The 20,761-nt window shown below is 69.8% G+C and carries 19 protein-coding genes and 1 pseudogene; 12 read left to right on the top strand and 8 right to left on the bottom strand.

The window, feature by feature from the left end; genetic code table 11:
* The first annotated feature begins 1 nt into the window (after nucleotide 1).
* The 5 genes from ACFV7Q_RS15350 to ACFV7Q_RS15370 all read left to right on the top strand — a co-directional run bounded on the left by ACFV7Q_RS15350 (nucleotide 2) and on the right by ACFV7Q_RS15370 (nucleotide 5,564).
* Complete coding sequence (locus ACFV7Q_RS15350; protein ID WP_385428547.1) at nucleotides 2-778, top strand: DUF3710 domain-containing protein; 777 nt, start codon at nucleotides 2-4, stop codon at nucleotides 776-778.
* A gap of 193 nt (nucleotides 779-971) precedes the next feature.
* Nucleotides 972-3,647, top strand: coding sequence for a DUF4118 domain-containing protein (locus tag ACFV7Q_RS15355; RefSeq protein WP_385428549.1), 2,676 nt, complete (start codon nucleotides 972-974; stop codon nucleotides 3,645-3,647).
* Entirely contained in the window at nucleotides 3,644-4,330 is a 687-nt protein-coding gene (locus ACFV7Q_RS15360) for a response regulator (protein WP_385428551.1), read from the top strand. The genes ACFV7Q_RS15355 and ACFV7Q_RS15360 overlap by 4 nt, the downstream gene beginning before the upstream one ends.
* Before the next feature lie 25 nt (nucleotides 4,331-4,355).
* Nucleotides 4,356-4,775: an OB-fold nucleic acid binding domain-containing protein gene (locus ACFV7Q_RS15365; RefSeq protein WP_385428553.1), complete on the top strand. Its 420-nt coding sequence runs from the start codon at nucleotides 4,356-4,358 to the stop codon at nucleotides 4,773-4,775.
* A gap of 3 nt (nucleotides 4,776-4,778) precedes the next feature.
* Nucleotides 4,779-5,564, top strand: a complete 786-nt coding sequence (locus tag ACFV7Q_RS15370; RefSeq protein WP_385428555.1) for a DUF3159 domain-containing protein — start codon at nucleotides 4,779-4,781, stop codon at nucleotides 5,562-5,564.
* A 178-nt stretch (nucleotides 5,565-5,742) separates the two neighbouring features.
* Here the strand turns inward: ACFV7Q_RS15370 and ACFV7Q_RS15375 are convergent, their stop codons facing one another.
* Complete coding sequence (locus ACFV7Q_RS15375; protein ID WP_385428557.1) at nucleotides 5,743-6,408, bottom strand: potassium channel family protein; 666 nt, start codon at nucleotides 6,406-6,408, stop codon at nucleotides 5,743-5,745.
* Nucleotides 6,405-7,073: a potassium channel family protein gene (locus tag ACFV7Q_RS15380; RefSeq protein WP_385428559.1), complete on the bottom strand. Its 669-nt coding sequence runs from the start codon at nucleotides 7,071-7,073 to the stop codon at nucleotides 6,405-6,407. The genes ACFV7Q_RS15375 and ACFV7Q_RS15380 overlap by 4 nt, the downstream gene beginning before the upstream one ends.
* A gap of 221 nt (nucleotides 7,074-7,294) precedes the next feature.
* Here ACFV7Q_RS15380 and ACFV7Q_RS15385 point away from each other — a divergent pair, with 221 nt between their 5' ends.
* Together ACFV7Q_RS15385 and ACFV7Q_RS15390 are read left to right on the top strand one after the other, a co-directional pair.
* Complete coding sequence (locus ACFV7Q_RS15385; RefSeq protein ID WP_385428561.1) at nucleotides 7,295-9,346, top strand: APC family permease; 2,052 nt, start codon at nucleotides 7,295-7,297, stop codon at nucleotides 9,344-9,346.
* A gap of 139 nt (nucleotides 9,347-9,485) precedes the next feature.
* Complete coding sequence (locus tag ACFV7Q_RS15390) at nucleotides 9,486-10,808, top strand: class I SAM-dependent RNA methyltransferase (RefSeq protein ID WP_385428563.1); 1,323 nt, start codon at nucleotides 9,486-9,488, stop codon at nucleotides 10,806-10,808.
* A 246-nt stretch (nucleotides 10,809-11,054) separates the two neighbouring features.
* Here ACFV7Q_RS15390 and ACFV7Q_RS15395 read toward each other — a convergent pair whose 3' ends face one another.
* The 3 genes from ACFV7Q_RS15395 to ACFV7Q_RS15405 all read right to left on the bottom strand — a co-directional run bounded on the left by ACFV7Q_RS15395 (nucleotide 11,055) and on the right by ACFV7Q_RS15405 (nucleotide 12,286).
* Entirely contained in the window at nucleotides 11,055-11,555 is a 501-nt protein-coding gene (locus tag ACFV7Q_RS15395) for a very short patch repair endonuclease (RefSeq protein ID WP_385428564.1), read from the bottom strand.
* A 118-nt stretch (nucleotides 11,556-11,673) separates the two neighbouring features.
* Nucleotides 11,674-12,120, bottom strand: coding sequence for a hypothetical protein (locus tag ACFV7Q_RS15400; protein WP_385428566.1), 447 nt, complete (start codon nucleotides 12,118-12,120; stop codon nucleotides 11,674-11,676).
* Between the two features lie 34 nt (nucleotides 12,121-12,154).
* Nucleotides 12,155-12,286 carry a hypothetical protein gene (locus tag ACFV7Q_RS15405; RefSeq protein WP_385428567.1) on the bottom strand — a complete coding sequence of 44 codons (132 nt, stop codon included), beginning with the start codon at nucleotides 12,284-12,286 and terminating at the stop codon, nucleotides 12,155-12,157.
* 317 nt (nucleotides 12,287-12,603) lie between these two features.
* On the opposite strand from ACFV7Q_RS15405, the gene ACFV7Q_RS15410 reads away from it, so the two are divergent.
* From ACFV7Q_RS15410 to ACFV7Q_RS15425, 4 genes are all read left to right on the top strand, one after another.
* A complete protein-coding gene (locus tag ACFV7Q_RS15410; protein ID WP_385428569.1) occupies nucleotides 12,604-12,867 on the top strand; it encodes a helix-turn-helix domain-containing protein in 264 nt (87 codons plus the stop codon).
* An 822-nt stretch (nucleotides 12,868-13,689) separates the two neighbouring features.
* A complete protein-coding gene (locus ACFV7Q_RS15415) occupies nucleotides 13,690-13,941 on the top strand; it encodes a tyrosine-type recombinase/integrase (RefSeq protein WP_385428608.1) in 252 nt (83 codons plus the stop codon).
* A 143-nt stretch (nucleotides 13,942-14,084) separates the two neighbouring features.
* Nucleotides 14,085-14,366, top strand: coding sequence for a hypothetical protein (locus tag ACFV7Q_RS15420; protein ID WP_385428571.1), 282 nt, complete (start codon nucleotides 14,085-14,087; stop codon nucleotides 14,364-14,366).
* A gap of 203 nt (nucleotides 14,367-14,569) precedes the next feature.
* Nucleotides 14,570-14,959: a hypothetical protein gene (locus tag ACFV7Q_RS15425; protein ID WP_385428573.1), complete on the top strand. Its 390-nt coding sequence runs from the start codon at nucleotides 14,570-14,572 to the stop codon at nucleotides 14,957-14,959.
* 162 nt (nucleotides 14,960-15,121) lie between these two features.
* Here the strand turns inward: ACFV7Q_RS15425 and ACFV7Q_RS15430 are convergent.
* A pseudogene (locus ACFV7Q_RS15430) lies at nucleotides 15,122-15,274 on the bottom strand (transposase); the annotation flags it as partial.
* A 1,103-nt stretch (nucleotides 15,275-16,377) separates the two neighbouring features.
* On the opposite strand from ACFV7Q_RS15430, the gene ACFV7Q_RS15435 reads away from it, so the two are divergent.
* On the top strand, nucleotides 16,378-18,501 hold the full coding sequence (locus ACFV7Q_RS15435) for a DNA/RNA helicase domain-containing protein (RefSeq protein ID WP_385428610.1): 2,124 nt from the start codon (nucleotides 16,378-16,380) through the stop codon (nucleotides 18,499-18,501).
* Between the two features lie 56 nt (nucleotides 18,502-18,557).
* On the opposite strand, the gene ACFV7Q_RS15440 is transcribed toward ACFV7Q_RS15435, so the two are convergent.
* Together ACFV7Q_RS15440 and ACFV7Q_RS15445 are read right to left on the bottom strand one after the other, a co-directional pair.
* A complete protein-coding gene (locus tag ACFV7Q_RS15440; protein ID WP_385428575.1) occupies nucleotides 18,558-18,686 on the bottom strand; it encodes a DUF6408 family protein in 129 nt (42 codons plus the stop codon).
* A gap of 191 nt (nucleotides 18,687-18,877) precedes the next feature.
* Nucleotides 18,878-20,749 carry a DNA/RNA helicase domain-containing protein gene (locus tag ACFV7Q_RS15445; RefSeq protein ID WP_385428577.1) on the bottom strand — a complete coding sequence of 624 codons (1,872 nt, stop codon included), beginning with the start codon at nucleotides 20,747-20,749 and terminating at the stop codon, nucleotides 18,878-18,880.
* Nucleotides 20,750-20,761 lie beyond the last annotated feature (12 nt).

Genomic DNA, 20,761 nt, shown 5'->3' on the forward strand with positions numbered 1-20,761 from the left:
CGTGTTCGGACGTCGCAAGAAGAACGACTCCGCCAAGGACGGCGGCGCGGCCGAGCAGGTCGTGGACGGCGTGGCTGCCGACGGCCGGGACGGCGCGGAGACCGACGCCGCCCCCCGCAGGGTGAACCTGCCGCCGGCTCCGCGACCCGACGGCCCGTGGGACGTCACCGAGGTGCCCGGTTCCCCGGCGGAGGGCCGGGTCGACCTCGGCGGCATCCTCGTACCGGGTGTCGAAGGCATGGAACTGCGCGTCGAGGTCGCCGGTGACGCGATCGTCGCCGCGACGGTCGTGCTGGGCGACAGCGCCGTGCAGCTGCAGGCCTTCGCCGCACCCAAGAAGGAAGGCATCTGGGGCGAGGTCCGCGAGGAGATCGCGGCCGGCATCATCCAGCAGGGCGGTCGGATCGACGAGGTCGAGGGCCCGCTCGGTTGGGAACTGCGCGCCCAGGTGCCCGTGCCGATGCCCGACGGCCAGACCGGCGCCCAGCTGGTCCGCTTCGTCGGCGTCGACGGTCCGCGCTGGTTCCTGCGCGGTGTCATCTCCGGCCAGGGCGCGGTGCGCCCCGAGTCGGCGGGCGTGCTGGAGGCCATCTTCCGGGACACCGTCATCGTCCGTGGTGACGGCCCGATGGCTCCGCGCGACCCGATCGTGCTGAAGCTGCCGAACGACGCCCAGATGGTGCCGGACGGCGTGCAGACCGAGGACCAGGAGGGCTCCCGCTTTTCCGGCGGCATGGGCCAGCTGGAGCGCGGCCCGGAGATCACCGAGGTCCGCTGACCCTGCGGCCGCTCCTGCCGCTGGGCCGGCAGGTTCCGGCCGGCGCCGTCGTGTGCGACACGGGCCGTACCCCTTCGGGGGTGCGGCCCGCAACCGTGTCCGGCGGCCGGCCGGGCGTCAGGGATGCGTCAGAGATGGGCGGACGACCGGCCAAAAGTGCGTGAACAGCACAAACGTCCTTGAGAATGGGCGCATGGCACGCGGCAAGCTTCGGATCTACCTGGGCGCGGCCCCCGGAGTGGGCAAGACGTACGCCATGCTCTCCGAGGCGCACCGCCGGGTGGAGCGCGGTACGGACTGCGTCGTGGGGTTCGTCGAACACCACGGGCGGACGCGCACGGAGGTGATGCTGCACGGCCTGGAGGTCGTGCCGCGCCGGGAGGCCGCGTACCGGGGCGCCGTGTTCCCCGAGATGGACGTGGACGCGGTGCTGGCGCGGCGGCCGGCGGTGGCGCTGGTGGACGAGCTCGCGCACACGAACGTGCCGGGCTCGCGGAACGCCAAGCGTTGGCAGGACGTCGAGGAACTGCTCGGGGCGGGCATCGACGTGGTCTCGACGGTGAACATCCAGCACCTGGAGTCGCTGGGCGACGTCGTGGAGACGATCACCGGGGTGCGGCAGCGGGAGACGGTGCCGGACGAGGTGGTGCGGCGGGCCGACCAGATCGAGCTGGTCGACATGTCGCCGCAGGCGCTCAGGCGGCGCATGGCGCACGGCAACGTCTACGCGTCGGACAAGGTCGACGCGGCCCTGTCGAACTACTTCCGGCCGGGGAACCTGACGGCGCTGCGCGAGCTGGCGCTGCTGTGGGTCGCGGACCGGGTGGACGAGTACCTCCAGGAGTACCGGGACGAGCACGGCATCCGCGCCACCTGGCAGGCCCGTGAGCGGATCGTCGTCGGGCTGACCGGCGGCCCGGAGGGGCGCACGCTGATCCGGCGGGCGGCGCGGCTGGCGGAGAAGGGGGCGGGCGGCGAGGTCATGGCCGTGTACGTCGCCCGCAGCGACGGCCTCACCGCGGCATCCCCGAAGGAGCTCGCCGTCCAGCGCACCCTGGTCGAGGACCTGGGCGGAACGTTTCACCATGTGATCGGCGACGACATCGCCGCCGGCCTGCTGGACTTCGCCCGCGGGGTCAACGCCACCCAGGTCGTGCTCGGCTCCAGCCGCCGCAAACCCTGGCAGTACGCCTTCGGGCCGGGGGTCGGCGTCACCGTTGCCCGGGAGTCCGGACCCGACCTCGACGTGCACATCGTCACCCACGAGGAGGCCGCCAAGGGGCGCCGCCGCGGCCTGCCGCCGGCCCGCTCGGCCGCCCTGCTCGGCCGGACCCGGGTCATCGCCGGCTGGGTGGTCGGCGTCGTCTGCCCCGCCCTGCTGGCGATCCTGCTCACGCACGTCGACGCCGACCCGGGCCTGGCCAACGAGATGCTGCTGTTCCTGGCGCTCACCGTGGCCGCCGCCCTGCTCGGCGGGCTCTACCCGGCGCTGGCCTCGGCCGCCTTCGGCTCCCTGCTGCTGAACTACTTCTTCGCGCCGCCCCTGCACCGCCTGACGATCTCCGACCCCAAGAACATCGTGTCCATCGCGGTCTTCTTCGGCGTCGCGGTCTCCGTCGCCTCGGTGGTCGACCTCGCCGCCCGCCGCACCCACCAGGCGGCCCGGCTGCGCGCCGAGTCCGAGGTCCTGTCCTTCCTCGCGGGCAGCGTGCTGCGCGGCGAGACCACGCTGGACGCGCTGCTGGAGCGGGTCCGCGAGACCTTCGCCATGGAGTCCGTGGCCCTGCTGGAGCGCGGCGGCGACCGGGAGCCCTGGAAGCCGGCGGGCAGCGTCGGCCCGCACCCCGCCGCCCGGCCCGAGGACGCCGACGTGGACATGCCGATCGGGGACCGGATGGCGCTGGCCCTGTCGGGGAGGGTGCTGCCCGCCGAGGACCGCCGGGTGCTGGGCGCCTTCGCCGCCCAGGCGGCCGTCGTCCTTGACCGGCAGCGCCTGCTCGGCGAGGCCGAGGACGCCCGCCGCCTCGCCGAGGGCAACCGGATCCGGACCGCCCTGCTCGCCGCCGTCAGCCACGACCTGCGGACACCGCTCGCGGGGATCAAGGCCTCGGTCTCCTCCCTGCGCTCCGATGACGTGGACTGGTCGGAGGAGGACCGGGCCGAGCTGTTGGAGGGCATCGAGCAGGGCGCCGACCGGCTCGACCACCTGGTGGGCAACCTCCTCGACATGTCGCGGCTGCAGACCGGCACGGTCACCCCGCTGATCCGGGAGATCGACCTCGACGAGGTGGTCCCGGTGGCCCTGGGCGGCGTACCCGAGGACAGCGTCCTCCTGGACGTCCCCGAGACCCTGCCGATGGTCGCGGTCGACCCGGGGCTGCTGGAGCGGGCCGTGGCCAACGTCGTGGAGAACGCCGTCAAGTACAGCCCGTTGCACGTGCCGGTGCTCGTCGCCGCCAGCCACCTCGGCGACCAGGTCGAGGTACGCGTCGTCGACCGCGGCCCCGGAGTCCCCGACGGGGCCAAGGACCGGATCTTCGAACCCTTCCAGCGCCACGGCGACGCCCCCCGGGGGACCGGCGTCGGCCTCGGGCTCGCCGTTGCCCGCGGCTTCGCCGAGGCCATGGACGGCACCCTGACCGCCGAGGACACTCCCGGGGGAGGGCTGACCATGGTGCTCACCCTGCGCGCCGCTCCGCGCGGGCGTGCGCCGGCGCCCGACCGCATCCCCGATCCCGACCGCATCCCCGACCCCGGCCCGGCCGCCGCGCCCGGCCCGGCCGCCGCGCCCGGCCCGGCCGCCGCGCCCGATCCCGCCGATCCGACCGACCCGATACCCCCCGTACGAGAGAAAGCAGGACCTCCATGACCCGGGTGCTCGTGGTGGACGACGAGCCGCAGATCGTCCGAGCCCTCGTGATCAACCTCAAGGCGCGCAAGTACGAGGTCGACGCCGCCGCCGACGGGGCCGAAGCCCTGGAGCTGGCGGCGGCCCGCCACCCCGACGTCGTGGTCCTGGACCTCGGCCTGCCCGACATGGACGGCGTGGACGTGATCAAGGGGCTGCGCGGCTGGACGCGCGTCCCGATCCTGGTGCTGTCCGCCCGGCACAGCTCCGACGAGAAGGTCGAGGCCCTGGACGCGGGCGCCGACGACTACGTCACCAAGCCCTTCGGCATGGACGAGCTGCTCGCGCGGCTGCGCGCCGCCGTGCGCCGGGCCGAGCCCGTGGCCGGAGCCGGCGGGGAGGAGGTCGTCGTGGAGACCGACGGCTTCACGGTGGACCTGGCCGCGAAGAAGGCGGTGCGCGAGGGGCGCGACGTACGGCTCACGCCCACCGAGTGGCACCTGCTGGAGGTCCTCGTCCGCAACGCCGGCAAGCTGGTCGGCCAGAAGCAGCTGCTCCAGGAGGTGTGGGGGCCCTCGTACGGCACGGAGACCAACTACCTGCGCGTCTACATGGCGCAATTGCGGCGCAAACTAGAGGCGGACCCCTCGCATCCGCGGCACTTCATTACGGAACCGGGCATGGGATACCGCTTCGAGAGGTAGCGCGGGCGCCGGTACGCTTCCTGGTATGAGTGCTGAACCGCGTCCCGATAAGTCCGCCAAACCGGTCAGGCCGGCGGGCCGGTTCCGCCGGATGATCGAGCGGCTGTCCTCCTCCCAGGAAGAGCTGCATTCGGCGGAGCTGCAGGAGGACGCAGAAGCCGCGGGTTGCACGCGGATCTGCGATTCCCACGACCGCGAGATAGTGAAGGTCACCGGGACCCTGCGTACCGTCACCCTCCGGCCCCGCGCGGGCGTCCCCGCGCTGGAGGCGGAGCTCTTCGACGGGTCCGCCGCGCTGGACGTGGTCTGGCTGGGGCGTCGCTCGATCGTGGGAATCGAACCGGGGCGTCGCATGATCGCCTCGGGGCGGATCGCCATGAGCCGCGGCCGCCGGGTCCTCTTCAATCCGAAGTACGAACTCCGACCGCTCGGACAGGAGCAGTAACCGGTGACCTCACTCGACAAGCCCCCGACGACCCCCGGGCAGTCCCCCGCCCACGGGCCGGGGAGATCCCAGGGACAGGGTCCGGAATCCGGAGCCGCCGCCGACCAGGGCGCGGTGACCCAAGCGGCGCTCTTCGACGCCTTCGGAGGCATCCGGGGCACCTTGGAGACGATGCTCCCCGGCCTGCTCTTCGTGATGATCTACACGATCAACAAGGACGTGAAGACGTCCGCGATCGCGGCGGGCGCGGTCGCGGTCCTGCTGGTGATCGTGCGGCTGCTGCGCAAGGACACCGTCAAGCACGCTTTCAGCGGGGTCTTCGGCGTGGGCGTGGGCGTGGCCTTCGCCCTGTTCACCGGGAGCGCCAAGGGCTTCTACCTGCCCGGCATGATCTACGGCGCCGGGCTGGGCGTCGCCTTCACGCTGTCCGCGCTGGTGGGGTTCCCGCTGCTGGGGGTGGTACTGGGGCCGGTGTTCCGGGAGAACATGTCCTGGCGGACCCGCAACCCCGGCCGGAAGAAGGCGTACACCAAGGCCAGCTTGGCCTGGGGCATCATCTTCCTGGCCAAGTACGCGATCCTCTTCCCGCTGTACTGGTGGGGTGACGCGACCCAGCTGGGCTGGCTGCTGATCGCCCTGAAGCTGCCGCCGATGGTGCTCGCGGTGTACTTCACCTGGGTGTTCCTGGCGAAGGCGCCGCCGCCGATCGACGTGATCGCGGAGTACGAGGCCGAGGAGGCGGCGCGGAAGGCGGCCAAGGCCGCGGCCGCACGCGAGCCGGGAGCCTGACGGCGTCTGACGACCCGGCGCCTGACGGCACGGCGTCTGACGGCCCGGCGCCGTCAGGCCGTACGTACTACGGACACGCGAAGGGGCGGACAGCCGGGCAACCGGCCGTCCGCCCCTTCGCGTGTGCCGTGGGAACCGCCGTCGGGCCCGGTCGGCGGTTCCCACGGCGGTCGGCCCGCTACTGCCGCGGGGCCTGGAGCAGGTCCTCCAGCTGGCCCTCGCGGGCCTGGGCGGCCACGAACAGCAGCTCGTCGCCCGGCTCCAGGGTCTCCTCCGCGTGCGGGGTCAGGACCCGGTTGCCGCGGATGATCGTGACCAGCGAGGTGTCCTCGGGCCAGCTGATCTCGCTGATCTGGGTCCCGGCGACCGGGGACTCCGCGGGCAGGGTCAGCTCGACCAGGTTGGCGTCGCCGTGGCTGAAGCGGAGCAGCCGCACGAGATCGCCGACGCTGACGGCCTCCTCGACCAGGGCCGACATCAGACGCGGCGTGGACACCGCCACGTCGACGCCCCACGCCTCGTTGAACAGCCACTCGTTCTTGGGGTTGTTGACGCGCGCCACGACACGCGGAACCCCGTACTCGGTCTTGGCCAGCAGGGAGACGACCAGGTTGACCTTGTCGTCGCCGGTCGCCGCGATGACCACGTTGCAGCGCTGCAGCGCCGCCTCGTCCAGCGAGGTGATCTCGCAGGCGTCGGCCAGCAGCCACTCGGCCTGCGGCACCCGCTCCACCGAGATGGCGGTCGGGGCCTTGTCGACGAGGAGCACCTCGTGCCCGTTCTCCAGCAGCTCGCCCGCGATGGAACGGCCCACCGCGCCGGCTCCGGCGATCGCGACCCTCATGCGTGTGCCTCCTCGGGGCCCTCGGCGAAGGCCGCCTCGACCTTGTCGATCTCGTCCGTGCGCATCATCACGTGGACGAGGTCGCCCTCCTGCAGGACCGTCTGCGACGTCGGCAACATGGCCTCGCCCAGGCGGGTGAGGAAGGCCACGCGCACGCCGGTCTCGTCCTGCAGCCTGCTGACCTTGTGCCCGATCCAGGCCGGGGCCGTGTGCACCTCGGCGAGCTGCACGCCGCCGCTCGGGTCGCGCCACAGCGGCTCCGCCCCGGACGGCAGCAGCCGGCGCAGCATCTGGTCGGCCGTCCACCGTACGGTGGCGACGGTGGGGATGCCGAGGCGCTGGTAGACCTCGGCGCGCTTGGGGTCGTAGATGCGGGCGGCGACGTTCTCGACGCCGAACATCTCGCGGGCCACCCGGGCGGCGATGATGTTGGAATTGTCACCACTGCTGACGGCGGCGAAGGCGCCCGCGTCCTCGATCCCGGCCTCGCGCAGCGTGTCCTGGTCGAAGCCGACGCCGGTGACCCGGCGGCCGCCGAACCCGGCTCCCAGCCGGCGGAATGCGGTGGGGTCCTGGTCGATCACCGCGACCGTATGCCCCTGCTGTTCCAAGGTCTGCGCGAGGGCGGAGCCCACCCTTCCGCATCCCATAATGACGATGTGCACGGCCGTCCTTCCGGCTGTCAGCGCTCGCTGGTTCGCAGCCTCAATACATGCTCTGGCTTAACAGGGTCTCAGACCACCGCCCAAGCTACACACGGGTGGTCGACGACCGCAGCGCATCACCGGCGCTTCCAGGGCGCACCACCGGCGCATCCGGGGTCCAATGCGCCGGAATACCGGCGGGGGGTTCGTCAGCCCGATTTCGAACGCTTACGATCCTCTCCGTGTCCAAACTGACCGACCTGCCCAAACGGATCCTGATCGGCCGGGCGCTGCACCGCGACCGCCTCGGGGAAACACTCCTCCCGAAGCGGATCGCCCTCCCCGTCTTCGCGTCCGACCCGCTCTCCTCGGTGGCGTACGCCCCCGGTGAGGTCCTGCTCGTTCTGTCCATCGCGGGCGTGTCGGCGTACCACTTCAGCCCTTGGATCGCCGCCGCGGTCGTCGTGCTGATGTTCACCGTGGTCGCCTCGTACCGCCAGAACGTCCACGCCTACCCCAGCGGCGGCGGCGACTACGAGGTCGCCAACACCAACCTCGGCCCCAAGGCCGGACTCACCGTCGCGAGCGCCCTGCTCGTCGACTACGTCCTGACCGTGGCCGTGTCGATCTCCTCCGGAGTGGAGAACCTGGGCTCCGCCGTGGATTTCGTCATCGAGCACAAGGTGCTCTCGGCGATCGTCATGATTCTCCTGCTCACACTGATGAATCTCCGCGGTGTGAAGGAATCCGGGAAGCTGTTCGCCATCCCGACCTACGTGTTCGTCGGCGCGGTCTTCGCGATGATCATCTGGGGTGCCTGGCGCGCCCTCGTCGCCGGGGACACCATGCAGGCGCCCACCGCACACCTCGAAATCAAACCCGAGCACCAGGGACTGGCAGGCTTCGCCCTCGTCTTCCTGCTCCTGCGGGCCTTCTCCTCCGGCTGTGCCGCCCTGACCGGTGTCGAGGCGATCAGCAACGGCGTCCCCGCCTTCCGCAAGCCCAAGAGCAAGAACGCCGCCAGCACGCTGGCCCTGATGGGCCTGCTCGCGGTCACCATGTTCTGCGGGATCATCGGCCTGGCCATGGCCACCGACGTGCGGATGGCCGAGGCGCCCGCCACCAACCTGCTCGACAACGGCGTCCCCGTCGGCCCCGACTTCGTGCAGAACCCGGTGATCTCCCAGGTGGCCGAGGCCGTCTTCGGCAGCGGCAGCATCGCCTTCATCATCCTGGCGACCGCCACCGCGCTCGTGCTGTTCCTGGCCGCCAACACCGCGTACAACGGCTTCCCGCTGCTCGGCTCGATCCTCGCCCAGGACCGCTACCTGCCGCGCCAGCTGCACACCCGCGGCGACCGGCTCGCCTTCTCCAACGGCATCGTGCTGCTGGCCGGCGCCGCCATGCTGCTCGTGTGGATCTACGACGCCGACTCCACCAAGCTGATCCAGCTCTACATCGTCGGCGTGTTCGTCTCCTTCACGCTGAGCCAGATCGGCATGGTCCGGCACTGGAACCGGCACCTGAAGACCGAGCGCGACAGGTCCGCGCGCAACCGGATGATCCGCTCCCGCGCGATCAACACCTTCGGCGCGATCTTCACCGGCCTGGTCCTGGTCGTCGTCCTCGCCACCAAGTTCACGCACGGCGCATGGGTCGCCCTGCTCGGCATGCTGATCTTCTACGGCACCATGACCGCGATCCGGAAGCACTACGACCGGGTCTCCGAGGAGATCGCCGCCGCCGAGGGGCCGAGCGACGACAGCGTCCGCCCGTCCCGCGTCCACTCGATCGTCCTGGTCTCCAAGGTGCACAAGCCCACGCTGCGCGCCCTGGCCTTCGCCAAGCTGACCCGCTCCGACACCCTGGAGGCGCTCAGCATCAGCGTCGACCCCACCGAGACCAAGGCCCTGCGGGACGAGTGGGAGCGGCGCGGGATCAACGTCCCGCTCAAGATCCTCGACTCCCCGTACCGCGAGATCACCCGCCCGGTCGTGGAGTACGTGAAGGGCCTGCGCAGCGAGAACCCGCGCGACGCCGTCAGCGTGTACATCCCGGAGTACGTCGTCGGCCGCTGGTACGAGCACCTGCTGCACAACCAGAGCGCGCTCAGGCTCAAGGGCCGCCTGCTGTTCACCCCGGGCGTCATGGTCACGTCCGTCCCCTACCAGCTGCAGTCTTCGGAGCTCGCGAAGCAGCGGGCGAAGAAGCGGCAGGAGTGGAACGCCCCGGGCGCGGTGCGCCGCGGCCCGGTGGACACGCCGCGCACGACCAAAACCGCGGCGAAGCAGTAGACGTACGGAAACAGTAGACGTACGTACGAGCAGTCCCCGGCGAACGGCCGGACGGGATCCACGTAGACTGGTGGGTCGGCCGTCCGGCCGTTCGCATGACCGACCCCCTCAGCACCCGAACCCTGGAGCAATCCCCGCCATGACCCAGCAGAACGAGAAGCAGTCACTGGTCGGGGAGGAGTACGAGGTCGAGGTCGGCCCCGTCGCGCACGGCGGGCACTGCATCGCCCGGACCGACGACGGCCGCGTCCTGTTCGTCCGCCACACCCTGCCCGGCGAGAAGGTCGTCGCCAAGGTCACCGAGGGCGAGACGGACTCCCGCTTCCTGCGCGCCGACGCGGTACGGGTGCTGGAGGCGTCCAAGGACAGGGTGGAAGCCCCCTGCCCGTACGCCGGCCCCGGCAAGTGCGGCGGCTGCGACTGGCAGCACGCCAAGCCGGGCGCCCAGCGCCGGCTCAAGGGCGAGGTCGTCGCCGAGCAGCTGCGCCGGCTCGCCGGGCTCACCCCGGAGGAGGCCGGCTGGGACGGCACGGTGGCCCCGGCCGAGGGCGACAAGCTGCCGGCCGGCCAGGTACCCCAGTGGCGCACTCGCGTCCAGTACGCCGTCGACGAGCACGGCCGCGCCGGCCTGCGCAAGCACCGCTCGCACGAGGTCGAGCCGGTCGACCACTGCATGATCGCGGCCCCCGGCGTGACGGAACTCGGCATCGAAAAGCGCGAGTGGCCGCAGATGGCGACGGTCGAGGCCATCGCCGCGACCGGCTCGAACGACCGCCAGGTCGTCCTGACCCCCCGCCCCGGCGGCCGCCTCCCCCTGGTCGAGCTCGACAAGCCGGTCTCGGTCCTGCGCGTGGAGGAGAAGGACGGCTCGACGCACCGCGTCCATGGCCGCCCCTTCGTCCGCGAGCGCGCCGACGGCCGCACCTACCGCGTCGGCATGGGCGGCTTCTGGCAGGTCCACCCGCAGGCCGCCGACACCCTCGTCCGCGCCGTCATGCAGGGCCTGATGCCGCGCAAGGGCGAGATGGCCCTCGACCTCTACTGCGGCGTCGGCATCTTCGCCGGAGCCCTCGCCGAACGCCTCGGCGAGACGGGCGCCGTCCTCGGCATCGAGTCCGGCAAGCGCGCGGTGGAGGACGCCCGGCACAACCTGGCCGACTTCTCCCGGGTCCGCATCGAACAGGGCAAGGTCGAATCCGTCCTCCCCCGGACCGGCATCACGGAGTGCGACCTCGTCGTCCTGGACCCGCCCCGCGCCGGCGCCGGCAAGCAGACGGTCCGCCACGTGGCGTCCCTCTCGGCCCGCCGCATCGCGTACGTGGCCTGCGACCCGGCAGCCCTGGCCCGCGACCTGTCGTACTTCGCGGAGGCGGGCTACAAGCCCCGCACCCTCCGCGTCTTCGACCTCTTCCCGATGACGCACCACGTGGAGTGCGTGGCGATCCTGGAGCCGGTTAAGTAGGGCGTCTGGCCTGAGGTTTTGTGCGTGCGCAGTATGTGCGGTGTGGGCGTTACGGGCGGTGTCTTGACGCTGAGATGACGCTCGTGACGCTCAGGTCAGGGCCGGGTCGCTCAGGTCGTTCCCCTCCCTGTCCTGCTGCCTAGGCAAGGCGTCTTCTGCCTCCACTGGGTGGCGCTGGGCGTCGTGGCGGCTTCCCTACGGCTGAGAGCCCCGTCCCGCGTGTGTTTGGATGCCGCACGCGCTCCTCTACGAGCCCTCGGTCGCCCGTTCCGACATGGGCGTCCAGGTGCTGATGGCCAAGGCGCGGGGATGCCCCCGGGTGGCGAGCGCCGCCGCCACCCGCTTGACCGCGCCGTCCACGGTCTCGTGTTCCCAGATGCGGAGGGGCAGCCAACCGATCAGCGTGAGGTGGGCATCGGTCTCCTCGTCGCGGCGGGCATTTCCCCGAAGCTTCTGCCGCCACCACTCCGAGTTGTGCCGGGGTGCGTGCAGGTGACTTGGGCAGGCGTGCCAGAAGCAGCCCTGTACGAACACGGCGGTGCGCCACTTCGTGAACGTGACGTCGGCGCGACGACGTGGCATGCCGACGATCGGCAGGTCCACGCGGTAGCGGAAGCCCAATGAGTGCAGAGCCCGGCGAAGCGCAAGCTCCGGAGCCGTGTCCCGGCTTCGCTGCGCGACCATGACCTTTCGCGCGTTGGCATCGCGCGGCGCCGGCGTCCCTCTGCGGCGGTCCTGGATTCTCACGCCTGATCAACCATCGGGTTGCCTCACCGTTACGGGCGTCGTACCGGTGATATGCCCGGGCCGTTCAGGACCGCTGCTCATACTGCGACTGAACCCGGCATCGCGTTGTTTCCCGGTCTCAGCGAGGGGTTTTGTAGCAGCGGTCGGACGTGGCTGTGCGACGGGGAGGCATTAGGAGCCGGGCAGCAGCGCCGTGACCGTGGATTGAAAGTTGGGCCGCCGCGAGGACGCCGGGGATGCCTCCGCACCGTTCGACCAGGCTCTCGATCATGTAGCGGAGGGCTCCGGGGTCTCGGTCGGGCTCGTCCAACCGTGGGGTAATCATGTCGAGGTCGTGCAGGGCGCCGTCCACTCCGGGGTGCTGGTCGCGTAGCTCTTCCAGGCGTTGGCGCAGTTCATCGATGCTCTCGCGGGCCCTGTCCACGGCCTCGTCGGTGAGGTTGTTGGTCTGAGCGGCGTTCTGGGAAAAGGGAGCGGCTTCGGCGGGTCCGGTCATGCGGCCGGTGTTGATGATGCCGAAGTTCACGCCGGTCGGGACGGGGTCGGGCTGGCCTCGGAGGGGCATGCTGGGCGCCTGGCTTGTTCGAAGGGTCAGTTGCTCATGGACGGATTGGCCGAGAGGGGCGCTGCCCGGACGGGCCGGCCATGGTGCCGCCGTTCATGACGCCGAAGTTGTAAATCGCGGTGGACTGCTGGCGGTAGGCGGCGATGTCGACGTTGTGGTCGCGCAAGAAGATCTCCGTGGCCCGGCCGTGGCGAAGTGGGCGCGGAGCCAGCGGAGGGTGGCGGCCCAGTCCAGGTGGTGTCGCGCGATGTCGTTGTGCAGGACGTACAAAATGCCCTGCAGACACAACCGATCAGGCACCGGCCGCGGCCCGACGACCGTTCCGGCCAGGGCGGCAGCAGCGGTTCGATCAGTACCCACAACGCGTCATCCACGATCCAAGGCCGAGTGCTCACGCCATCACGAACGGCCGAATCATCACACCGGTAACGTCCGACCAGGGCTTCCCAGCAAGATCGTGTTACGAGCTCAAAGGAACCGCCTATGGCCCCGCGCCTGCTGTCCATACCCGCCGCCGCCCTGGACGTTGACCGCCGAACGGTCTACCGCTTCATCGCCGCCGGCGAGCTGCCCGTCGTCGACCTGCGCACGGGACCGGCTCGCTCTCGCGTCCGCGTCCTTGCCGCGAGCCTGGACGACTTCATCAACAGCCGGGCGGTCGCCCACCTGCGCGCCGCCGCTGACCAGGACCGAGTCCCTCCGTACGCGAAACAGGAAGGAACGGAACCACGTACCTCCGGAAGTTGAAGTCCAGCAAATGGCAGGCGACCGTCCGCAACCGGACTGGAGACCGGTTCAGCGAGTCGTTTCCCCTCAAGGCGCAGGCCCGCGTTTGGGGTACCGAGATGGAGACCCAGTTCGCCCGTGGACGCATTCGGGATCCCCGGGCGGGCGAGATGGCGTTCTGTGAGTGGCACGACCGCTGGTGGCAGGCCGCGTGGTCGAGCCCCACACGCTGCGCGGCGACGCCTCCAGCATCAAGAACCACGTGCTGCCCCACTGGGCCGACTGGGAGATGCGGGCCGTCACCCGCATGGACGTCCAGAGCTGGATCCGCGGACTGGTCGAGAAGGGGGTCGGCGCCTCGGCGATCAAGAGGGCGTACAACCTGTCGTCGTCCATCATGCGTGCGGCCGTCGATGACGATGTCATCGCGGTCAGCCCTTGCCGGAACATCGACCTGCCGCAGATCGCGGTCAAGCCCCCGCAATGGTTCACCCCAGGCGCAGAGCATCGTCGACGAGCTCCCGGCCCCATGGCGCACCACGTGCCTGCTCGCCTTCTACACGCGGCTGAGCTGGGCGAACTCGCCGGCCTGCATCGCCATCGGATCGACCAGCGCCGTTCCCGCGTGTTCGTGGTGGAGGTCAACACCAAGAGCGGCATCAAGGAGTACCCCAGGAGTTCGAGGAGCCGCCGGTCCCGCTCCCGCCACACGTCCTGGACGCTCTCGAACGGCACGTCCACCCGCTCGACCGTGACGCCCTGGTCTTCACCACTGTCACCAAGGGGCGCGCCGGCCGTCGCCTCGACGACGGCAACTGGCGCCGCCAGACCTGGTGGCCGGCCATCGAGAACGCTTACTACTTCGGCGCCGACGGGGAACAGCTCCCCGTCCCGCACTATCCGCCCCACTCCATGCGCCACACCTGCGCCTCGTGGCTCGTCCAGAAGGGAGTCTCACTCTACGAGGTCCAACACCTCCTCGGTCACGAGAGCTTCCAGACCGCACAGCGCTACGCACACCTGCAACCGGACGCGCACAAGGCGGTCCTCGGTGCTTGGGAGCGCCTGGACACTCCCTTGATCGGTGCCTCGTGATCGACTCCCCGCCCTGCACCACGTGGACAGGACGGAGGTGTTTGCCCGCTCACGTGGCTGTGAACAGAGAGGGGCCTGCGACAGGTCGTGGTTCACCAGGGAAGGAGTGGGTATAGCTCTCGCCCCAGGCGAGCCCGACCGGGTTGCCGCATGACCGGATCGGTGCGGTGATCTGCCTGGCCCTGCTCGTGTTCTGCCTGATCGAGCACCAGGTCCGCTGGGCCCTCGGGAGCGACCAGAAGATGCCCGGACTCTATCCAGCGACCCAGCACGTCCGGCCCGCCGGCCGGATGATCCTCTGCCATCTCTCCGGCCTGCGGCTACGCGTCGTAGGCGCCACCGACCCGCCGATTATCGTCATCAGCTGCGGCGTCGAGCTCCATCTCCTCGACCTCCTCGGCCTGGAACCGACGCATCCCCGCTGACCAGGGAGCTGAACGAGCTACCCGTGGAGCGCCATGGGCCCTCTTGGGAGCGTTGACGGCATAGCCCGCAATCAGCGGGCGCGCACGCCCGTGTAGGTGCGCGTCCTTCCCTCAGCGTCGTGGGCGTACGGAGGATGACCAAGTGGTCGTCGGAGGCACGTGACCTGTGGCAAGCTCATCTCCCTGGGGGAGAGGAACGGCTGATGATCCATTACCAATGCGGATCGTGCTCGTATCGGAGCGACCATCTCGGCGAGGCTCAGCAGCACTCGCACCAGACGGGCCACGTTTGCATCGGCAAGGACGGTGCCGGGCCAGCCGGAGGTAAGTTCGGCAGAGCCAGGGTGGTGGTCAAGGCCGGCGCCAGCGTTCTGGCCGCCACCACCATCGGGGTCCTCGCTTGGAAGTACAAGGGGCTTCAGGAAGAGCACAAGGAGCTCCAGACGAAGCACGAGGGGCTCTTGTCTATGGCTGCCGGACTGGTCGTGCAGTTGGCGGAGTCGACGGCGGAGAACGAGAGCCTGAAGTCGGAGAACGACTACCTGAAGTCGGCCACCGGTGCGTCGAAGACGCTCAAGAGCTACGACTGCTGAGCGAAGGCGTACTGCGGGTAGTACCACTGGTGGACGGGTGCCTCGGCGCTCGATGCCGTTGGAAGGTCGAGCGGGTGCCGGCCCAGCCCGGCGCTAAGGGTTGCCCCGTAAATGATCTTCGGGTGGCCTCGGGCGTGGCCGGCCGCCGTGCGGCCCTCTGGCCTATCCGGCGAGGGTGAGGTTGTGCATGCGGGCGATGCCGAGCACGGCGTGGTGGACGCCCGCGCCTTTGAGGCGGCAGTCGCGGAGGATCTTCCAGGTCTTCATGCGGGCGAAGACGTGCTCGATGCGGGCGCGGACCTGCTTGTGGGACTTCTGACCTGTGCCTGCTCCAGTCCCCGCTCTCTGCGACATCTTTCCGATGACCCACCACGCGGAGTGCGTGGCGATCCCGGAGCCGATCACAAAGGGGGTCTGACCTGCAGGTCGGGGAGGTGCTCTGCGGTCGGCTCCACGAAGCCTTCGCTGTTGCTGCGGCTGGGCAACGCCCGTGCCATTGGCGGTCGGCCGCAAATACCGTCCGGCAGATGGACACGGAGTGTCCGCTGGGTCCACGAGCTGGGCGCCAGCCCGCGAGAACCGTCTGAGGCGTCCCAGATCGCTGCGCCGAACCTGGCCCTGCAGCTTGCCCACGTCCGGTCCCAGTGACCGACGACTGTGGGCTCCCCGCAACCGCCACACCGCGGACGAAACCGGGCGGTGTCACGGGCTCGCAACGTTGAAGCGGACTGGTTCTTCGAGTGCTGCTCGTGCCCCATCGAAGTGGGTGAGACGCGCCGCGACCGTGGCAGTCGGTCGGACGCTGGCCGGGGTCGGTGATCGAAGGCAGTGTCGCCCCAAGCGTCGCGTTGGCGCGGTAGCCCGCCCCAGGTCCACCAGCGCACGCTTTCGTCCACGCGGGACACCAGCGTTCGACCTGGATGGGCGACGTGCGGTGCGCGCTCCCCTCATGCCGGGGGGCCAGCACACCTCTGCGCGGCGGGTGACTGAGACCGAGGGGCCGGTCCCCGGCAGAACCTCGCGCATCGCACGGGACGATGACGAAGGCGCGCTTCCGCGAAGGCGAAGTCCGACCACTCCGCCACGGGCCGGAGTGCTGCGTACGGGCCACCGGTCGTCTGGATTGCGGGGCAGCGCACCCCATCAGGCGGACTTGCGTTCGACGTCTGTGGATGTCTGCCGGAGACGGGCGCGCGGAGCGAGCACACGACCAGCCGGTTCGCGAAGCCGGCACTGCGATCTCGTGGCGTGATCCGGCCAGGATGGCTGCAGTTCCGGCCGACAGCCGCGGCGGCGTTCTTCGGCGGTGGGTCATTCCTTAAGATCACCGGAACCGATTGCGGCCCGACGGGCTTCCGACCAGGACATGCCCCCACCCGCACGAGTCACTCGTGCCCTGGGGGAACCACCTCGTGTCCATGCTCCTGCTGAAGTTGTCGGCGCAAGATCTGCTCACCCTGAACGCCCGTCGCCGTATGGTGCCGCACCTCGCCGCTCGGTGGCGGCACTTCCGGGGGGCCGATGCTTCGTTGTCGGAGCGGTCGGCCTGGGCGGAGAGCCTGGTCAGTCTCGCGAACGATCTGGTTGCCGCGGGGCGCGGGAACGTCGAGATGATCGTGGAGTGCGCCGCGACGGTTGACGAGAGCGACCGGCCCGGTGATCCCCGGCTCATCGACGTCGTCCTGGTGGGCCGGCATCCGGAGGGGAGCGGGCCGTCCGTGCAGCTGGTCGAGTTGAAACGCTGGTCGATGGTGACCAGGGTGGAGCGGGCCGCCGAGGGGCTGGTGCACGTGCCGGGCATGGGGGAGAAGAAGCACCCGGCCCTACAGTTGCGCGAGTACTACCAGGCGTTCACGAGCGATCGGGGCCCGTTCGGCAGCGTCGGCTTCGCGTGCGGTGGGTTCGCCTACCTGCACAATGCCACGGACGACTCGGTGCGCCCCCTGATTGACGTGGACGCGCCGACGGGTGCCTACGCGCGCGTGTACACGGGTGACCGGCGCGATCAGTTGCTGTCCGACCTCCGGAAGAACTTTGCGGAGGACGGAGCTGCATCCGCAGCCGAGACGATGTTGCAGCGCATGGGACTGCGCAACACGCCCCTGCTGGATGCGATGATCCGGTCGCGGGGGGAGGACACCGTCTTCACCCTGCGGGGAGATCAGAAGACGGTTGCTGATCAAGTCCTGGAGACCGCTGCCAAAGTGCTCCCGGACCTTGAGCGTCCTGCACTCGTCCCGGACGAACGGCGAGTGATCTTCCTGGTCACGGGTGGAGCCGGCACGGGGAAGAGTGCGATCGGCCTCCAGATCAAGGCGGAACTGGAGGCGCAAGGGCGGACGGTCAAGTACGCCAGCGGTAGCCGGGCCTTCAACGGAGCACTCCAGCAGCACGTCGGCTACGGAGACCGGGAGTTCAGGGAGTCCTTCACCTACTTCAGCAACTTCGTCACCCCGCCGGACCCGCCACTGGACGTGCTGATCTGCGACGAGGCGCACCGCCTTCGCGACCGGTCCACCAACCGGTTCTGGAAGCCGGAGGACTGGGGCACGGGCCCGCAGGTGGACGAGCTCCTCGCGGCCTCGCGCCTCACCGTCTTCTTCCTGGACGAAGGCCAGTCGGTCCGGCCGAACGAGGTCGGCACCGTTGCCCTCATCGAGGACGCGGCCAGGAGGCACGACGCCCGACTGGTCTCGAGCAGCCTTCGGGAGCAGTTCCGCTGCGGTGGCAGCGACGCCTACATCCGCTGGGTACAGGCCGTGCTCGGCGTGTCGGGGGAGCCTGTCGAGCAGTGGAGGCCGGACGGGTTGATGCACATCGAGGTGGCGGACACGCCGGAGGAGCTCGAACGGATCATCCGTACCGAAGCGCTGGCCGGCGCCTCCGCGCGCATGGTCGCGGGCTACTGCTGGCCCTGGACGAAGCCGCTCGGGAAAGAGAGACGACTGGAGCCCGATGTCCGCATCGGCGACTGGCACCGGCCGTGGAACGCGGACAGCGACAGCTACTGCGAGGGCGGCCAGGTGCCGCCGGCGAAGACCTGGTCCGTCGAAGCGAACGGCCTCGGCCAGATCGGCTGTGTGTACACCGCGCAGGGCCTCGAGTGGGACTGGTGCGGCGTGATCATGGGTGAAGACATGGTGCGTCGCGGAGACAAGTGGGTCTTCCGCCGGGGCAAGGAGCACAAGGAGGAAGGCTCGGGGATCAAGAGGGTCGACCAGCCCGGTTCTTTTGACCCGAAGGTGAAGCCCGGCAGCGTCGACGACGCAGAATTCGCCCGGCTCGTCCGCCACGCATACCACATACTGATGACTAGGGCCAGCCGTGCGACGGTGCTGTACTCCACGGATACCGAAACGCGGGCGTACCTGAAGGAACTCGTCGGGGCGGTCGAGCTCCACGACTTGCGCCCCACGTGGGCGAACCTGCCCCCGGAGGCCCGCAAGCCGCATCTGCCCCGGCCCCGCAGGGGAGCGGGCGGCCGAAGGAAGCGGAAGCGGAAGCCGAGTGAGGTGAAGGGGCTGGATCTGCGGCTGTTCTGACGGAGAACGCCGAGGAGGTGGGGCGGCGGGCTCACCGGGCCCGCCACCTGCCTGCGTCAGAAGAGCAGACGTGCCGTCGTTGCCAGTGCCGCCACCAGAAGATTGGAGACGACTCCCGCAGCGATGTCGATCAGGATCTCGCGGATCCGCTCACGACGCGCAGACTTGTACTCGACCGAGGTCATGGCCACTCCAGAGCAGTGAGTTGTGGAATGGCAGGGCGACGCCCTACCGGGTATCCACGCTCACGTCGAGTGTCTCCACACGACGGGCACAACCATCCCTCACCCGCTGCCCGTTGGGGCCAGCACATGAACCAACGCCTCGTACCCTCCGGGAAGGTGCGCAGCGCACCGATCTTAACCCGTGGGAGGGATCAGTGTGGTGTGGGAACGAGGGAGCGGAGCTTCTCGCGGGTCTCGGGGTCCGTCGAGTGGACGACGGTGCCGATCATGCCCCGGGTCAGCAGCACCTTGTAGGTGTTGCGGACCAGGCGGTCGACGTCGTCGTCCGGGGTCGCTTTGGTGAAGGAGGGATCTTTGGACGCCGTCCGGTCAACGATCCAGCGGTCGGTCCGCCAGACGAGGTCCGGGCCAATGATCACGCCCGACCAGTCGTATTCGAAGCCCTGCGCGGTGTAGACGCACCCGACCTGGCCGAAGCCCGCGGGATCGGTGGCCCAGAGCGGCGCGGGCGGTGCACCAAGGAAGGAACGGTCACCGTACAGGTTCCACGGCCGCGCCCAATCGCCGATGGTGACGTCCGTCGGCAGCGCCGTCATGTCCGGCGTGATCTTCGTCGTCCACTTCCAGCAGTAGCCCGCGGACATGCGAGCGCCGTAGTTCTCGGCGCGCCGTGCGGCCAGGAAGTCCTCGAGCTCCTGCGGGCTGTCCGCCGTCAGTAGCTCCACTTTGCCGTCCGGCTCCCAGGTGGTGGGACCGTCGCCTTCCAGACCCAGCAGGCCCGTCACCCAGCGCAGGTACGCGTCGCTGCCGCCGCAGCGGAACTGGCTGTCCAGCTCCACCACCGTGCAGTCCAGTCCCTGCTCGGCCGCGGCCTCCCGGATCTCCTGCACCGTGCCCATCTCCCCCGGGCGTACGACCTGGTGCTGGTCGAGTAGGAAAACGGGAACCCGGGCGGCGTCCATCAGTTCCGTAACCTGCGGTCGACCGGTGCGGAGGGACGCCTTGGTGTACCGGTTGGCGGAGGTCTTGCGCAGCCGGTGTGCCTCGTCGCAGACGAGCACGTCCAGATCGTTGGGCTCGGCCTCCATGAAGCTGTTGAAGTAGCGGAAGAGCCGTTGCACCTCGGGCTTTCGGGCGCCCGCGACCTTGCGCATTGTCTTCGTGAACGACTGCGATCCGGTGGCGTGCAGCGCGGGTACCCCGCGTCGGTAGAGGTCGCCCAACAGGGACAGGGCGATCACGCTCTTGCCGGAACCAGGCCCGCCGGCCACCACGATCACCTGCTTGTGGTTGGACCGCCGAGCCTTCCTGACGGCGGACATCACCGTCTCGTAGGCGAGGCGCTGCTCGTCCAGTAGGACGAACTGCTCCCGATTGCGAACCTCTTCGGCAGCAACGGCCATCAACTGCTTGGACGGCCGAACCTTCCCCTGCAGCAGGACGTCGGCTGCATCGGCGCCGGGCTTCGGCGCCAGTCTCGAACGCAGGTAGGCCAGGAAAGCGCCCCGCTGCTCGCCGGTGAACATACGACCGCGCTCGTCCTCCGGTACGGCGCGCAGCCCTGCGACGCCGAATTCGGTGGCATTGTGCAGGTACGCCACCCCGGCGAGCGACTCAGGGCGCCGCTCCAGAGCCCCGTTGAAGGACGCCAGGTAGTCGCAGTAGCCCCGCACTTGCTCGATCGGGTTGAGTACCGGGGCGGGGTACGCGTCGACACGGCAGCGCAGCGGATCCCCGTCCTCGGGGAAGGCGTTGCTCCATTGCTTGAGTTCCACCACGACGTACGACGGCTCCCCGGTAGAGGGATGCACGCCGGCGAGTATCACGTCCGCGCGCTTGCTGGTCAGGGGTAGCCCGTACTCCAGCAGCATCTCGACCTCGCCGAGCCCGGCTTCGACGAGTGCGTTGGTGAGCGCAGGGATGCTGCGTTGCCAGGAGCGCACCTCCGACGGCTGGGGCTGGTGTCGGTGCTTGTGCAGAAAGTTCTCGGCCAGGAGCTCCGCCAGCCGTCCTTCGAGGTGGGTGCGGTTGGCCAGTGACGCCGCGGACTCACGGAACAGCAAGAAAATGCCCCC

It is taken from the genome of Streptomyces sp. NPDC059851 (genome assembly GCF_042732005.1).
In the GTDB taxonomy this organism is placed as follows: domain Bacteria; phylum Actinomycetota; class Actinomycetes; order Streptomycetales; family Streptomycetaceae; genus Streptomyces.